The organism is Paraburkholderia atlantica, assembly GCF_000092885.1.
Taxonomy (GTDB): domain Bacteria; phylum Pseudomonadota; class Gammaproteobacteria; order Burkholderiales; family Burkholderiaceae; genus Paraburkholderia; species Paraburkholderia atlantica.
In genome coordinates this window covers 483612-499889 of the sequence record NC_014117.1, presented here as the reverse complement: position 1 = coordinate 499889, position 16278 = coordinate 483612, and the positions used below count along the sequence as shown (strand labels likewise).

Genomic DNA, 16278 nt, shown 5'->3' with positions numbered 1-16278 from the left:
TCTGCAAAGGCTGTCGATGCGGGACATGCACAGTTTGATTTTCGAGTACGAGCGGCTCCGCCTTAACGAGTTCTGGGACACTGTAATTCTCGCGCGCTCGAAGCAAGGGAAGTGGCTTGGTGGGTTCGACTCCAATGGGCCAACCCTTCTGTATTTCAAGAGTGCCACGATGCAGCGTCTCGCAGCAAGTAGTCTACAAGGAAAAACACTCTGGGGCCGCCTGCGGAGTCTTCCACTGTACAAGCAAAAAGCATTGCTGGAATCTATCAAGCCGAGCAGAGTCGATGAGCTAAAGCAAATTTCGAACACCCCCTATTATGCCGTGGCTCCGGATTTCCATAGCATGCTCTCGGACGCTGGGTCCTCGGTCGCGTTCGTCAAGAAGCTTTGTTCGCATCTGCGCGATGGTGGCGAACCCCTTTATCATCCATTGCGCTACGGGGAATTCCTTACGATGCTTCTCTCAAAGAGCCTTATGCTTTACCCGACTGGCATGAGGTGCTGGAAGTCTGTCAAGTATCAGACGCTCTTCAACCCCATCTACTCGTCAAAAGCAACTCTGCTGCTAACTCTTGTAACGAAAAAGATGGCTCGCCGTTCTGCCCCAAACTACATCACTGTTTGCAATGCTCTGGCATCGTCGAACGTCGCGACTTCTCAAGACCTTTCACCTGAGCTGATAAGTGCTTATGAGTCAACTTTTGTGCGCCAGACTGAAGAAAGATTTCCGAAGGAGCGGGATGTCGAAAAGTGGCGGTCATCCCGCGCATCCGCACGAAAGGGCATCATATGGCTTAAGCAAGCCTATAACAAAGGAAATCCGCAACACCCAATTGTTATATCTCGACCTCAGTATACGGATAGCACGTCCGAACAGCGACTTGACGGAACCTTTGCATGGCTCCGCGAGGTCAGGCCTGATTTGGCGGCGTGGGCTAATAACTTTCGACTGTACATCGCGCAGTCTACCGACATGCGGTTATATTCACCAACCGGAAAGCTCAATGTTCTTGGCGACTTTCTCTGTCTGCTCGAAGACGCCCCTCTTTCTCCATGGGAACTGATGCGAGAGCATGTACTTTGCCCAACAGACCCTGACCGCTTGACCTTTCTCAAATACTTAGGCGAAAGGTTCCCGAACGAAAACCCAAAGCGCAAAAATGACATCATAAGCAAGGCGCGCCAGTTCTTCGATTGGCTTAAAGACCAACTTATCGCTCAAGGACACAAAGCAGCTGAGCACTTTGCCAATCCCATACATGCTAACGACAATTTCGGAACGCGCGGCACCCCAAGTTCAACGCACAGGCCTCGCCTCGATAACTACATCCTAAGCACAATGAAGGAAATCCTCACCGAAGATGACTTTCGCTTCGCTAAGGGTTTGCCTCACCAATATGCGCAAGTTTTAGATAGTTTAACAAACACAACGGCAAACGTTTGGGACCCGAGCATGACCGTGTGCCTGTACGTGCTTCTTGAGACGCCCATTCGGAGTCATCAGGCCCGATGGCTTGACTCTGGAGAGCTTGACCAGAAGGTCTATGATGAAGCCACCAACACCTTGATTCCCAACCCATCCAAGCTTGCCATTAAGGGGCGCAAGGAGAGCGCTTTACAACTCACATCCGACTCTGTAAATAGCGAAACGTGGATGTCCCTGTGGGTGAATACGAACAAGTCCGCTCAATACAATAGTAAAGATATTGGTTACCCCATTCCGTACATGTCCTCGAAGCTCCAAGAGCTCCTTGTTACGCAGAGAAGTTGGCAACGCCGCTACTTGCCTCCAATACTACGACCAATTCCGTATGCCGACTATCAACGTGACGTAAGGGAACGGCCTCGCACTGCGGCCTACCTTCCCGATATAAGTCCCCTCTTTCGCGACGCGAGGAGCCCGTCCCAAGAAAAACCTATTTCGTACGACAAACTTAAGGCTTTCTACAGGCAACTGCTTGTTGAGACACAAAAGAGAATTGAAGAAAAGTACGGGCGAAAGGTGCAGCTGGTTCGCATGAACGGTAAAGCGGTGGAATGGTCTGTCGACTTACACACACTCCGCGTCAGTGGCATTACCGCCTTGATAGAGGCGGGCGTACCGCTCGAAATTGTCTCGCGATTCGTAGCAGGCCATCGTACATTGGTGATGACGCTTCACTATCTCAAGTACGCACCGTCCAAGCTTCGCGCCCGCCTCAAAGCAGCATACGAGCAGTTGGAAGCCGACGTGGACTTTGTTAATTCCCCAGACTTCCAGCATAACCTGGATGACTTCGCACCGTATCTGCTGGGGCAGGAAGGTGCAGGCGTGGGCGCTGGGTTCATCGCGCTCCAGTGCGCCAGCGGGCTCCTCACAATCAATGCAGAAGGCATCTGTCCCGGAACGTCGTGCGACAACGGAGGTCCTCTGATTGCGAAGTCGCAGGACAGCCACGGGCCAGTCCCCGGTGGTCAACGTTGCGGTCTTTGCCGCTTCTGGATTACAGGCCCCGCCCATCTCCACGGCCAAGTTGCCGCCGTAAATAACCTCGCCTACAAAATCCGCAAGAAAGGTTTGGAGATTGCAGAGTTGAACGATAAGCGCCTTGATGCCGAAGACCGCGGGAATCAGCGCGAAGCTCGTTCCTTGAATGACAAGGTCGAATTGCTAAGCCGCGAACTCGCCATCGACGTCAACGAATGGTTTTCCCGATATAGGTATGCCGAAAGGTCGATGGAGCTCATGAACGACTATCTCGCTAGCAAGAGGAGAATTACTGGCAAGGGAAGGAAGTTAATCGCCCTAACATCGGCCACGCCTACGGAACTCAAAGTCACACTTGAGTCAGCCCACGAGTTTGCTCTTCTCGACCACATTACGCAGATGACTGACTTCACCACAGGCTTTCGCAACAATGAAGCTGAACTGGAAAAAAGGTCGGTGCTCAGTACACTGATGATGGAGAACGGGGTCCGCCCATTCTTGCTTGAACTAACAGAACAGCAAGCTCGCGAAGCAGGAAATCTTCTGTCCTCTATGATTTTGCACCAAGTTGAAGGGCAAGACCTCGATGAAGTTATGACAGGACATCGCCCCCTCTCTGACTACCCGGCACTTTCCAGAGCCATCAACATCATGGCAAATCATGTGGAATCCGGCTCCGTTAACGCACCACTCTTGTCCCCCAAACTTTCGAAGCTACTGAATCAAATCCAATCGCCGAATGGCGCTTCGCCTGAAGACGTAGAGACTTTCGCATGAGTACAGTCCTGCCATTGACCGATGATGAGTTCGACCGCCTCTATGAGGCGTCTGAGAACTCTCGCGAAAGAGAATCACTCACTCGCTTAAAGCGAGCGTGTGACTATCTTGAACAGAACGGCCTGAAGATTTCGCCGACGACAGTTGAACGATATTGTCTCGACCATCAATGGGGAGGTCCAAAGGGCCAATCCATCCGCAACTCACGGGATGTCCTGTATAGATACCTCCTACGGCGGCAGGCAAGCCAAACCGTAGAACGCGCATCTCCTTGTAAGGAATACAAGCCTGCCATCGCCGATGAAACACTGCGAGCGTATGTAGCGCTCATCGAGCAGGAACGCGACGTGGCTGTCGCAGCACGTCAACGCATCGAAGCCGCGCTGCGAACAATTCCTGGGGTCAGCCTCGACGAGATTATCCGTATTGGCTTCACCGCTACGCCGAACAAGCAAGTCAAGACCCCTCGTCATCCGAGTAACGATTTAAGGTTCGCCCTGTCGAACCTATTAGATGAGGCACATCTGGCGAGTTGCGGGCTACAACTCTATCGTGACCGGGTGCGCGCCATTACCAGTAAGAGTGTGTTGTTAGAGAAAGCCCAAGTTGAAGCCATCCGAGAGTTCCTCGATGAAGTAGAAAAAAGTGAGACGAGCTCTTGAACTTTCGTCACGTGAAACCTAGCTGAGCGACGAGCATGCCGAACACTGAGAGCCCCTCTGACCGTAATTTCTCGATTTTCTCAAACTGGTCGGCCTCAAAGACAGACGCGGACTTTCGCCAGCTTGCCGGACGTGGCGTTCTATCGCGGACGGAAATTGCTCGCGAGTGCCAGTTTGCCAAGTCGGTTCTTGACCAAAATCCAAGGGTAAAGGCCGCCCTGAGAAGGCTCGAAGATGGCCTGCGGAGCCGCGGAGTTCTACCGCCTCTAGCCATACCGGCCCCCCAGCGAACTGAAGCCGAGCCAGCGCTGACTCATCGTCCGTCGCGGAAGGCCGTTGACAAATCCGACCGCGAGCGTCAGCTCGAAGTCGAAAATGCATCTCTGAAGGCCGAGCTCGATGAACTCAAGCAACGTCTCTCAAAATACGAGAGCCTGCATACTGCGCTTGCGCTGACCGGGCGGGTGCCGCGATGAGCGAAGTCCGCCTTGTCAGGGTGTCAACTATACGCAGTGACAATCCGAAAGGTTTCGGCGGGTACATCTTTTATGGTCCGACAATCGATTCGTGCGGCACTGTGCTGGATGCCAAGGAGCATGTGGTCGTCTTCTTGTCGCGCGACCTTGGTATCGTCGGTCTTCAGGTAGGCCAATGGTGGCGTGTGACCGGCAAGGCGACTCGTCGCGAACGCACCATTAACGGTTTTCTCATCGTCGAGCAGCAGGTGCATGCCGAGAGCGCTGAGCTTGCGCTTCCCTCTGGAGAGCACCTCGTAACATTTATCGCAGAGAGCGATGCATTCCCCGGCGTAGGCATGGTCAAAGCTCGAAAGCTTTGGGAGACCTTTGGCGACCGGCTTTATAGCATCCTGGATGAGGGCGACGAGTCGACGTTATCCACGAGCGTTTCCCCGGAGACCGCTCAAGTGTTAGTGGATGGTTGGAAGTTCTTTGGCAACGCTCGCACTATATCCTGGTTGTCCCAGCACGGTTTTGAGGTCGAACTAGGGAAAAAAGTCGTCGACTACTTCGGCGCGGAGGCACCGGAAGCCATATCAGAAGACCCATATCGCTTGCTAAGCTTTTGCGCGAGCTGGCATGTCACGGACCGGCTCGCGCGAGAACACTTCGGGGTTGGTCAAGATGACCCCCGCCGCCTGCGCGGCGCCATCGAAGAGACCCTTTATCGCCTCTTCGGGGACGGCCATACAGCCGCGACCGATGCGATGGTGATGACGCGATTGGCATCTGTGCTTGGTGATGATGCCACACGCGCGCCGCGAAGTCTTGTGCGGTCAGCATTGGAAACAGGACGGCAACATGGATGCTTCGTTGTCGCGGACGACGGCATGCTCCATCCTCTTGGCGCATACGTGATGGAAACAACCGTCGCGTCAGCGTTGGCGATTCGTCTTCGGACCATCGCACCCGCCAATTCCCGCTTGTTGAGCCGCGTTAGGGTCGAAGAACTCATCGCGGAATTCGAGAGCGATGAACAGATTTCGTTTAGCGCCGAACAGCGTATTGCCGTTCATCTGGCCGCGGAGAACAGGCTCTGTGTCATATCCGGGGGCGCCGGAGTGGGCAAGACAACGATTCTGAGGTGCATCTATCGGGTTTATCGTGAGGCTTCTATTCTTGTCATCCAGGCTGCACTCGCTGGTCGGGCGGCAAAGCGGATGGAGTCAGTCACCGGGCTGCCTGCCCGCACCCTCGCGGCGCTACAGCGAAAGGTCACGCCCGAGCAACTGTCGGAACACTGCGTGATAGTCGTTGATGAAGCGAGCATGGTGGATATCATCACCATGTACAGACTCTGCTCGCTCCTGCCGCCCCACGTCCGCCTGCTGCTGGTCGGCGATGCATTGCAGTTGATGCCCGTCGGTCCGGGGCTGGTGCTACATGCATTGACCAGCAACTCACGAATCCCGCAAGTGCATCTGGAGGTTCCACAGCGATTCGCCGGCGAGATTGCGCGGGCTGCCACTTCCGTGCGAACCGGCACATGGCCTGAGATTCCATCAGATTTGGACGCACCGGTAGTGTTCCTGAGGCGCAAGCCTGCCCTTGCTACCGGACGGGTGGATTCGGCGTGGTCAATTGCGCAGACCGTGCTAAGCCTGTTTCAGCTCGAGCCGAAAGCGAGTCAGATACTTTGTGCGCGCAAGAGAGGCAAAGAGGGTGTGCTTGCTCTGAATGAGGCCTGTCAGAACGTGCTGACGGGGAGCGCCCCGTGCTTGACCATATGGAATAGCGAACTGGACGCATTGTGCAACACCGGCTTCCGGCTTGGCGACCCTGTGGTTTGCACGCGAAACCTCTACTCTGCCGGTCTGCAAAACGGCTCACTGGGAACGCTGTGCAAAATTGAGCCGGAGCCCAAACCTGTGATTGCCGACAGGGGCGACATGCTTGGTAACGCCATCGCCTGGATTGATTGGGACGACGGCGAGTGCCGCCCTGTTTTCGAATCGTTGCTCGACCATCTCGACCTTGCGTATGCGCTGACGATTCACAAGGCGCAAGGTTCGCAGTGGGAGCGTGTCATCATCCCGATAACGCGACACAGGCTTCTCGACCGGACTCTCATTTACACAGCGTTGACACGCGCTCAACGTCAGGTAATTCTTGTAGGCGACGAGGAAGCAGCCCGGCATGCTGTCGAGTCGCTCCCCCGCGCGGGACTGAGAAACACCGCCCTCGGGTCATTCCTCGAAGAGTTGCTCGCGCGGCATGTCGCTGCCTGAACGAGAGGAAAATGTGATACTTCCGGATTCTTCCGCGGGGCTACGGGGATGCGAAGAAAACCGGACAATTTCAAAGAATATGACTATGTACACACTGGCCGAGCATGAAAGCCCAAAGTTCGCGGAATTCCTGTCACTGACAAAGCCATGGCAAGGCGCCTATACTGACGCCACCTTTAGCTTCATCGCGGTCAAGGATGGCGGCCGATTGCGGCTCGTACAAGGGCATGTGATTCTCCCATCGAATGCGGTACCTCAAGCACTTCAACTTCAAACGCCATCGGTTTGCGCCTGTGCCGTCAGTTTGTCAACGTTGGGGCTCGATTGCGAGGCACTCATTCACGCGCTGCTACGTGACGAGTTAGAAACACCTATCGGCACGCTGTCTCTCATAGAGCAGGAAGGCGTCGGACCTCAGGACATATCTGTCTACTTTCCCAGATACCCTGACGATTTCAACTCGTCCCGGGAGCATGCTTTGAGTCTGACGCTCTCATGCGGACGAATGCCGTTCGGGAGTCGGCAGGCAGAGTTCCGAAACGACCTGCGCACTGCCCAGCAGCCGTACGATTCGATTGTTGAACTCGCCAATGAACTCTGGCTTAAACCCCTTCGGTGGGATACCTGCACTCTGGATATTTCCGCGCACAGCCCGGTAGCCATTGACCTAACCAGAGAAATCATTGGCGGCAAGGTGAGACTGGCGCTGCTTGCACTTCGTGGCATCGACGTGACGCCTGCACGGTTCGGTTATCGCGTCGTTGCGACCGGCAGCGTGGTCCAACGCCGCACCCTCGCTGCAACAGAGCTTGCATGGAGCGCAGGCGCAGGCGAACGAATTCAGGTCGGCGAAATCGATGTTTGCGTCCCGGACGGTGCGATTGTGCAATGTTTTGCCTCATACGACGGCTTGCTGTTGCAGCAGGGCTTCGTGGTGCAACCTGGGATTCTCCCTAACGTTCGTCGGATGACGCATGAGGTGTTTGACCCGGCTCTCGAAAATACCAAGAAATGTTTGTTCGACGCTAAGACCCAAAAGCAGGATGCTCGCAATCTCGAGGCCGGCGTCGCAAACCTGCTGTACATGCTCGGTTTCGCAGTCGACCCACTTTTTGGAAAACCGCAGTCGAACAATCCCGACCTAATCGCAACCACGCCATCGGGTGACGTCCTCGTCGTGGAATGCACCACAGCTGCCATCGATATCGAAGGTAAACTATCCAAGTTATTGGCGAGAACGGCGGCATTGCGCGAAAAACTTGCCGAAACAGGGAATTCCCACATCCGTTGTCTTCCGGTCACCGTCACGTCGCTTGCCGAACCCGCGATTACCAACATGGAGGAGGCTGTCAAGGCGAGAATTCTCGTTGTTAGCGCCGAGGACCTTGGACGGGCGCTTGATAGCACTATGGTGCCTCAGAATGCGGACGCTCTATTCAATGAAAAATGGCACACATTGAATCCTCCTCCGGACCCGTTGTTCCCTGACGGCATCCAGCCAGTCTCGCTCCCTCTTTCAAACTCCAGCTCGACCATTTGATTTGGGTGGTCGCCAGCGTATCCGGTTCGCGAGTACTGTGTCATCCATGCATACGCCGGGCAAACCATAATGTTCGGGCTACGTTGGCCATTTGCTCTTCACGCCGCGGCCTGTACCGGTCGAATGGGCCTGAAGCGCCAAGCTCAATCACTATCGACTGCATGACGTTTATCAGAACCGCTCCGCCTTCCACCACTGCGCCCTGCACGTCCCGAACGCACGATTCAATCGTTTCGGGACTTGCTACATTAAATCTTTTGAAGAATCCTTGAGCATTCGTTGCGGCCAACTCAGCCTTTACCTGCTCCAAGACGTCGACGACCTTGCGTCGGCATTTCTTCCGTCGTCCATCAGCCTACCAATCGCGCCTGACAAAACCGTACGAACCCGATGCAGCATTCAGATTTCTGCGCGCGCCGGCTACCTCGCGGCGGAATCGCCAAAAGCCCAAACTATAATATGCGGCGACGCCACCACATATTGGGCATAAGATGATAGGTGTTCCCGCCGCTATAAAAGCGCTAGTAACGCAGGCCGCCTCGTGGCTAAAGCCCAAGGTCATCGCAAGAGCGAAGGCTCTTCGCGCAGAACACACCGCGTACAGGAGTGGGAAGCCTGCCGACAGCATCGGCATGTATGAGTCATTCAACCGGACATACGAGCGCCTTCTGGCCACCGACAGCACGAGTCAGCACGACTCACCTAGCTTTCTGACACGCGTTGAGTCTCTCGCGGTCGTGGCCATACACCTTCGCAGCCCATCGGTCCAGAGATGGCTGGCACTCTCCGAAACCAAGGCGTCGATTTTCACACTAGCTGAGTTTCGGATTTATTCTCAAGCCCCGGACGGCGCATCCATTCGTGCCGGCCTGGCCGACGCCTACGCCCGAGAGACAGGCGAAGCTGCAAACCTTGCCGATGGAGCCATCAACAGCGTCATCGATGCACTCGTGCAATCGTACAACTCCGGTTTGGAGGACCAGAGCGCCCTGGTCATAGGCGCTGTAACGGGGCAACTGAGGGTCGAAAGCAAAGCGGTCCGCGGCGACCTTTCCAGCGTTAAAGTTCAGCTTCAAGAGATTGCGCAAACGGTCGAGGCGTTGCCGACGACAACCGCAGAACCGCTTGCCACCCGTGAGGTGGAACGCCAGCTCGATGCGATACTGAAGACCCGCACGTTTGACGAACAGGCCGTCACACGAATTCGGGCGCTCGCTGAAGCCGTGCTCGGAGGGAATCTTCGCGAGGCATCCAGTGAGCAAAAGCAGGCAGTTTTTCTGTGGGCTACGCGATTGCTAGCCGCCGACCGGGCGTCGACCGACGATGTCAGGAAATATTTCTCATTGGTTGAAGGTGACGAAACCAGTTCGCGGTACCTTGTGACCAAGGCGATGGTGCTTGAATGCACGGGACATGCAGACGAAGCATTGCGCTTGATTCGGGATGTTTCAACGGATGAAGCAAGGTCCGCCGTGTTGAACATACTTCGTCGGCGCGATGGTTGGGAGGTAGTAATCGCGTGGTACGAGCAGGCTAGCACGAGTATTTCAGCAAAATTCCTCACTCCCACGGGGTGGACCAATCTTGCCGGCGCATTCGCTGAAGCAGGACGTTGGGAAGACGCCATTGAAAAATTCCAAATTGCGCGGCCCCTTTATGAAAGCTTTCCGGATTTATATTTCATCGAGGGCATGTATCGCGCGGTCATGGTTGTCCCCCCAGACTTCCGTCTCCGGGTGTTGAACCACAATCTCGTATATGGAGTCGTGCCACTGCTGGAAGGTGACGTTGCAGAAGAACATCGTAGAAACGCCATTGACCTTCTGTCTCAAGCAGAGACGCGGATGGTTTCATATAGTGCGCTACGTGCAGGTCAAGCCCGTGAGGTCAAGCTGTGGTTATCGTTACGCAGCAGAGACGACGCGACGCGCGATTTCGCAACAAAAGAGACCCAGGAAGCTCTGAGCGACCAAGCTCGCGCCGTCAACATTTATCATATCGCTCGACAGTTTTCCGCGTTCCAAATAGACGGGCCCAAACTCTGGACGTATCTGTCGTCTCGACTAGGGCTTGGAGGCTTGTCCGATGACGAATGGATTAACTTCTACTTCCTTGCCGTTGACACGCTTTTACCTACACAGCTTCTGAAATTTTTGGACGAGCACGACGCGAAACTTTCCAGTCTCGTCGACGCCAGAATACTAACGACGGCGCGAATTGCCGCCCTGATGCAGGATGGTGGACAGGCGATGCGAGCGCGTACGTTACTAAATGTCAACCGGTCGGCATTTAGTCAAGGAGAAGCAGAGCTAATTGAGGCGCAGATATCCGCGGCAGAGGGTACAGATATCCGACTCCAGCTCGTGGCGCTATATGAGCAGTCGCCCTCGTTGAGCAATGCAAGCGCGCTCGTCTCATATCTTGCGGGTGTGAAAGACTTCGCTGCGCTGCTGCCAGTAGCGCAAGAGGTATATCGCCTTGACCGTACTGCGGCTCATGCGCTTAATGTTGTCTCAGCCTTGCAGCATCTAAGCGGAAGGGCCCCAGAAATCGTCGCATTTCTTGCGCCGGAGGGCGACATTGTCCGGGAGTCGGAAGCGTTGCGGTCCGCATTAGCATGGGCTCGCCTGGAGGTTGGCGACTGGCGTGGCGCGAAGTCTCTGAACGACTCTCTACTGGCAGAATATCCCCACATCGAAAATCATGTCGGCCTTGACTTCAATATCGCTGTCAAATCCGGGGATTGGGACCACTTCCACGTCATTTTCGAGCGTGAATGGCCCGTTCGCGAAAAGTACGATTCGAGTACTCTTCTGCTACTCGCTCAACTTGCCGGCGACAGCCAGGCGTCTCGTATAAAAGCCTTCGAGCTCCTTAAGCTTGCAGTCGACCGCGGGAATGGTTCGGCTCGCGTTCTGGTGTCGGCGTATAACGCTGCGGTAAATCTCGGGATGGAAGACGAGCTCACCGCCTCATGGCTGGCACTGGCGGCCAGCACCGACAACGAAGGTATTATTCAGCACATAACTCTGCGGCAGATTGTCGAAGAGGTCATTCCTTCAAATCAGCGTCGAAGCCAGTCCGTTGTCGATTCATTCGGCAAAAGCGCGGCACCCATACAGCTTCTCGCTTCAGTCCTCAACCTGCCCCTTGGTCGACTCTTTTGTGCTATCCCTGCCGCCAATGAAAACCAGCACGACCCGCGTAAGCGCTTTGTTCTTCCTCTTTTTGGCAGTCGCATTGACTACCCGCCATTGACTGCTTCTGGCGACATCGGATTAGATGTTACGGCCGTCCTGACGCTCGCGCGGCTGGACCTACTCGACAAAACGTTGAGCGTTTTCAGTCATGTCTACATAGCGGCCGACACGATGCCGTTGTTACTTAAGGAAAGCAGGCGGATTCGCTTTCACCAACCTTCGCAAATCCGACTCGCAGAAACGATTCTTGAGGCATTGGATTCTGCAGTCCTGGTGTCAAACTCAATCCCCGGCACTGCGCCGGACTGGCTTATCGAAGAAGTAGGGGAAGAACTCGCTACTGCCCTCGCGCGCGCACAAGCCGAAAACGGCCTCATTGTTGCGTCATATCCCATCCTGAAAGCGGGTACGCTTGCAGAAGAACGCGCGGACCTCGGCGAATATGCAGACCGCGCCATCACGGTCCGCACATTTGTACACGGTCTTCTGGCAGCAGGAAAAATTCCAAAGGTCCTTGCAGAGCAAGCCGACGCCAAACTCGCCCAGTTCGACCGGGGCGAAAAACTTGAGGCGCCGTCGAGCTTTCTGGGGAAGTTCATTTACGCCGATACAGTAGCGATTCGACATCTACAGCAATCCGGCGTTCTTGATGCGCTGCGCCCGGTCAGGTTTCAACTATATGCGCCGGCTGACCTGAAAGACGAGCTCGAGCAAACCGTTGCTGAAGCCAAGGAGCGCGAGCGAACGGTAGCAATACTGGATGGCGCCCGGATTGCACTACGACGCGCGATGGAAACTGACCGTGTTCGCCTGCTTCCTGACCGCCGTCCGAGCGAGCAGCTTAGCGAATTGACCTCAAAGGGCATGGGCGAATCGTTCACCGCGATTGGATTTCTACAGTCGGATAGCGAAATCTCTCGCCTAGTGGTCGATGACCGATACTTCACGCGCCTGAACCACGTCGTAAGTGATGACAACCGGCCCATCGCCAGTTATTCATCGTTGGACGTAATCGACGCGTTATCCGCCTGTGATGCGATGTCGGTTACGGACGGACTGTATCAGCGAAATCGCCTCCGTTCAATGGGTGCGGCTTACGTCGCAGTCATGCTCGACGAAGTTCTCGGCTCACTTCTGGCTTGCTCACTCGAAAATGATGTAAGCATAGTCGAAACCCATGAACTAAAAACCATCCGCCAGAGCATAGCTTTGTCATGTACCGTCGACGCGTCTAACGTTCTTGACCGGCAGTACCTCGATTCGACACATCGAGTCCTGACCACCGCCCTCTCGGCTCTCTGGACGTCGGACAACTGCTCCATTGAAAGGGCAATTGCTGGTTCGAGTTGGGTTCTTGACAATCTCGCCAGGCCTATCTGGACCGCCGCTGCCACCGTTGATGGCAAGCCTAATCACGATGTCGGCATCAAGATAGTCGCACTCACGACAGGAACCCTTCTGTTTCAGGCAGTGGCTTGGGAAGCTGAAAAACGGAGGACTTTCCATACTTTCGTTGAAGAACGCCTACTGCGCCCCGCTCGTCGTGCGAATATGGATTTCATCGATTCCATCGTGAGCCATATTACACACCATCTGCTTGCTCTTCTCGATTTGAAGACGCACCCAGCCGGTGGCGAGAGAGTCGTCGCAATGACAATCTCGGAACTGCCTATCTGGATGCATGAACGCCTTATCACGCACGAAAAGCTGGGTCCTCTTGCCAAGCTGAGCTTGGCAGAAACCATCCAGTTTGGAAGCGCAGAACCGATATCGGTGTCTTCGCTTTTTGAGGCTGCACAATCCGCCGCCCGGAACGGGTCCTTTGAAAGCGCTGGAGCCGGAGGATTCAGAATCACGAGGAACACTGATTCGATGTCGCTTCAATTCCGGACAGACAACGGATGGGAGAACGCAGATGTCATTGAACTCAACGGGTTGCTACTCTCGGATTCAGCACGTGTACAACGCATAGCCGAAGTACTTCGAGCGTATGGTCCGACGTTTCCGGAAGCCTCGTCAATCAAAGCAGTGGTTACTCGACGTCCGCTCTCCGAGAGCGAGTTTTTAAGTCTTATGATGGAGCGCGCTGGCGGAGTGATGGCGAGTTGGGCGCGAATCGCCAGAAGAGGTTCAACCCCTCCCCACGTCTCCACCCTCGCACCATCTGACCTCAAGTACTACGTTCGTCTGATGGGTCCGCTCGAGACGCAACGGACTGTTTCAACATATTTGAGTGAGGTTGCGGGTCCGTACAGAACTCACCTTGTTCAGCGTGACTTGACGATGGGGCTTCGCATCACGATGTTCGGTTACGTTGATTCTCGTCTTTCTCCCTCGATTCTTGTGTCCAGCGTTGATAACGACACGCTATGGAACGCGTTGAATTCGATGGGGCAAATCGCTGACCCGTATTCATTGGCTGCGCTTGTCGATATAACTCTGAGCCGAAGTGGGGACGAGCGGTTTCTCAAGCTGGCGGGAACCACCCTGTCCCTGCTTTGTGTGGATGGCGACTCGCAGGAACAACTGTACGAGCCGATATCAGTATTTGCGCGGCTGGCGCTCTCCGAAATGCAAACGGCGGAAGGCGCCGCTGCGGTGCAACCGTACTGGAAGCGTATAGCCGCCTGGATTCAGGGTGGGGTCGTTGTCGAGCACCATAAAACCAGTCGCATCAACGTCCAGAGCTTACGGTCGTGGGCTCACGAGCAGATGAACGCAACTTCGGATATAACCGAAATTCAGGACATGTATCTCGAGCCGAGCGTCACAGGTGCCTGGATGACGGGGGAGGCATGTCGATGCAATGTCCTTCGCCTCGTGCACGAAGTCGTCAATGCTGTGACAGTGACAGGCGTCGTTGTGCCGGAAGCCGAACGTCTCCAGTCACTCATCGATGAGTTGCATCAAACCAGACGCGTGACGTTCCTGACGTCAGGGCCCTGCACCACCCTCGATGACCGGGAGGACGCCGAACTGTCTGAGTCAGACCGGTTGTTCGTCGCAAAGCGTTTCGAGGAAAATGCCTTCTCCAAGGCGTGGGCGGCATTGGCGAGCACAAACCACCTGGTGCGTGTTTCCGCGGATTGCTATCGGGTAGGCGCTGATGCACTGCGCGAAGCACGGCTACAAACCGACGACCCCGAATGGATTGAGAAGGCTCTCATGCTGCACCAGGTGGCAAATCTGGCCACCACGTCGGAAGACCATAATCTCGCTGATATTGTGCGCGATATCCTGGTCGATGCGGCAGCGCAATCGAATACTCCAGAAAGGGTGGTCGCAGTTTTGAATGGTATTTTTCTGTCAGCCGGCTCTCGAAGGGACTACGAGCTTCGAGAATCCTGGCTCCAGAATGCGACCAACCTCGTGGCCCATGCCGTGCCCGCTGGTATCCCGGCGGGAGTTGCAGCCGCTCATCTCGGGCTTTTTTCTGAGGCTGGAAAATGGAGAAACGGGCCAGCGTCTTGGCCCGAAATCTATACTCAGGCGGCGTCGTAGTTCCGACCACGAGGCAAAAGAGGGCATAGTTGGACACAGGACGACACTGACACGCACAAGCGGGTATCCCCGGTCCCGCTACGCGTACAATCGACCCCCAATCGCTGATGGCCGTGTATTTCCGCTCGTTCATTGCTAGTCCGCGCGTCGTCGAGATGTCCTCCGACACCACTGCACGCGACGTTGGTCCTGCTCCACTATTTCCACAATCGTCTAAAGCACTACTTCCACGCTCTTCCGAGCATGAACTCGAACATTTCCGCATCGTCGTGAAATTCCGCCCAGACAGGCTTGCCCACAAACTCGATGGCACTGTAGCGCTGCTTGGCAGGCTCGAAGACATACAATTCTTCGTCGCGCTGACCGAAGTAAACGAAGCGGCTGTCGAACGAGTCCCGAAGGTCCGCATTAGCTTCAAAAATCGTCTGGCGGAAAATCGCGTGTTCCGCTATCGGCCAGATAGCCAAACCGTTGTGAAGCACGCCGTCCGCATGGCGAAGCACCTCCTTGTATGCATCAGGCAGAACGACCCCGAACTCGCTAGCGAACCTATCGCTCGCGGCAAAAATTTCAGCCTCCTTGCGCGCTGCTGGTCGGTTAGTCTCGTTGAGCTCCAACGTCATCTTTTCGACGAGTTCGACGATGCTCATTCGAAAATCTCCAGAAATTCAACATTCGGCACAGGCTCGGACACGTACCCCATCGCTATGTTCGGGTAAACAATCGTGTCTGCAGGAGGCATTGGCAGAGCCACGTGACCGCTTTCACCGTAGTTCATTCTGTCGATGCGTTGCTCTCCGGGGTTGTAATAGCCATGGACTGCGCGATGTTCGACATCGTCGCGCATTAGAATGAGATTGTCATACGCGTTGGTTCCGCCATCATCCAACGGCATGCGATGATGCACTTGATAGCCAAGTGGAGCTTTCCCCGTCTCGACCATCCGCGCGATATCCGCTCGAGAGATGCCGGCACCCTCGAGTTCCGATGCATGCTTGGCACCAATCTCTCGAATCCACGCTGGCCGAATCGTCTCGAATTCTCTCTTGCGCTCGTGTTCGTATTGTCGCCTGTCCAGCTTGCGCACGTAGCTGACGCGCTCGATTTTGAATCCATGAAGAGCTCGCACGCCGGTCCGGTGGTAAACGAGTGCCGCGGGAGGCATACCACCCTCCAGACGTTGCGCATACCAGTTCAACAACTTTTCATTTGCGTTCGAGATAAACACTGGGTCATCATTCTTCGTTTTGAAGAAGTAACTCAGGAAACCTTTGAGGTTGACGCGCAGCTTGTTTTCACGAAGCAGCCGGAGCACCTCTGACATCCCGAGCTTCAGCAAGTCAGCAAGTTCGGCCGCAGTACGCGGGTAGGAAATGAAATGCATT

Annotated in this window: 8 protein-coding genes; 6 read left to right on the top strand and 2 right to left on the bottom strand. The window is 55.1% G+C overall.

The annotated features are described in order from the left end of the window. Positions 1-25: 25 nt before the first annotated feature. From BC1002_RS02245 to BC1002_RS02225, 6 genes are all read left to right on the top strand, one after another. Entirely contained in the window at positions 26-3244 is a 3219-nt protein-coding gene (locus tag BC1002_RS02245; protein ID WP_157874637.1) for a VPA1269 family protein, read from the top strand. Next, complete coding sequence (locus BC1002_RS02240) at positions 3241-3906, top strand: hypothetical protein (protein ID WP_013088451.1); 666 nt, start codon at positions 3241-3243, stop codon at positions 3904-3906. The genes BC1002_RS02245 and BC1002_RS02240 overlap by 4 nt, the downstream gene beginning before the upstream one ends. A gap of 35 nt (positions 3907-3941) precedes the next feature. Continuing rightward, positions 3942-4382: a VPA1267 family protein gene (locus BC1002_RS36005; RefSeq protein WP_013088450.1), complete on the top strand. Its 441-nt coding sequence runs from the start codon at positions 3942-3944 to the stop codon at positions 4380-4382. Next, positions 4379-6652: an AAA family ATPase gene (locus BC1002_RS02235; protein ID WP_013088449.1), complete on the top strand. Its 2274-nt coding sequence runs from the start codon at positions 4379-4381 to the stop codon at positions 6650-6652. The genes BC1002_RS36005 and BC1002_RS02235 overlap by 4 nt, the downstream gene beginning before the upstream one ends. Continuing rightward, positions 6639-8192: a hypothetical protein gene (locus tag BC1002_RS02230; protein ID WP_238537910.1), complete on the top strand. Its 1554-nt coding sequence runs from the start codon at positions 6639-6641 to the stop codon at positions 8190-8192. Before BC1002_RS02235 ends, BC1002_RS02230 begins: the two co-directional genes overlap by 14 nt. Positions 8193-8824: 632 nt before the next feature. Continuing rightward, positions 8825-14893, top strand: coding sequence for an HTH domain-containing protein (locus BC1002_RS02225; protein ID WP_157874636.1), 6069 nt, complete (start codon positions 8825-8827; stop codon positions 14891-14893). A gap of 221 nt (positions 14894-15114) precedes the next feature. Here the strand turns inward: BC1002_RS02225 and BC1002_RS02220 are convergent, their stop codons facing one another. Together BC1002_RS02220 and BC1002_RS02215 are read right to left on the bottom strand one after the other, a co-directional pair. Next, positions 15115-15543 (bottom strand): SMI1/KNR4 family protein, encoded by a 429-nt coding sequence (locus BC1002_RS02220; RefSeq protein ID WP_013088446.1) that lies wholly within the window; start codon positions 15541-15543, stop codon positions 15115-15117. Next, the gene (locus BC1002_RS02215) at positions 15540-16277 is read right to left on the bottom strand and encodes an HNH endonuclease signature motif containing protein (protein ID WP_013088445.1); all 738 of its coding nucleotides are present in this window, start codon (positions 16275-16277) and stop codon (positions 15540-15542) included. The genes BC1002_RS02220 and BC1002_RS02215 overlap by 4 nt, the downstream gene beginning before the upstream one ends. Position 16278: the final 1 nt, after the last annotated feature.

What these genes read in the sequence shown, in the direction of transcription:
- BC1002_RS02245 (WP_157874637.1), top strand. Translation starts at nt 26, where the DNA reads ATGCACAGTTTGATTTTCGAGTACGAGCGGCTCCGCCTTAACGAGTTC.
- BC1002_RS02240 (WP_013088451.1), top strand. Translation starts at nt 3,241, where the DNA reads ATGAGTACAGTCCTGCCATTGACCGATGATGAGTTCGACCGCCTCTAT.
- BC1002_RS36005 (WP_013088450.1), top strand. Translation starts at nt 3,942, where the DNA reads ATGCCGAACACTGAGAGCCCCTCTGACCGTAATTTCTCGATTTTCTCA.
- BC1002_RS02235 (WP_013088449.1), top strand. Translation starts at nt 4,379, where the DNA reads ATGAGCGAAGTCCGCCTTGTCAGGGTGTCAACTATACGCAGTGACAAT.
- BC1002_RS02230 (WP_238537910.1), top strand. Translation starts at nt 6,639, where the DNA reads ATGTCGCTGCCTGAACGAGAGGAAAATGTGATACTTCCGGATTCTTCC.
- BC1002_RS02225 (WP_157874636.1), top strand. Translation starts at nt 8,825, where the DNA reads ATGTATGAGTCATTCAACCGGACATACGAGCGCCTTCTGGCCACCGAC.
- BC1002_RS02220 (WP_013088446.1), bottom strand. Translation starts at nt 15,543, where the DNA reads ATGAGCATCGTCGAACTCGTCGAAAAGATGACGTTGGAGCTCAACGAG.
- BC1002_RS02215 (WP_013088445.1), bottom strand. Translation starts at nt 16,277, where the DNA reads ATGCATTTCATTTCCTACCCGCGTACTGCGGCCGAACTTGCTGACTTG.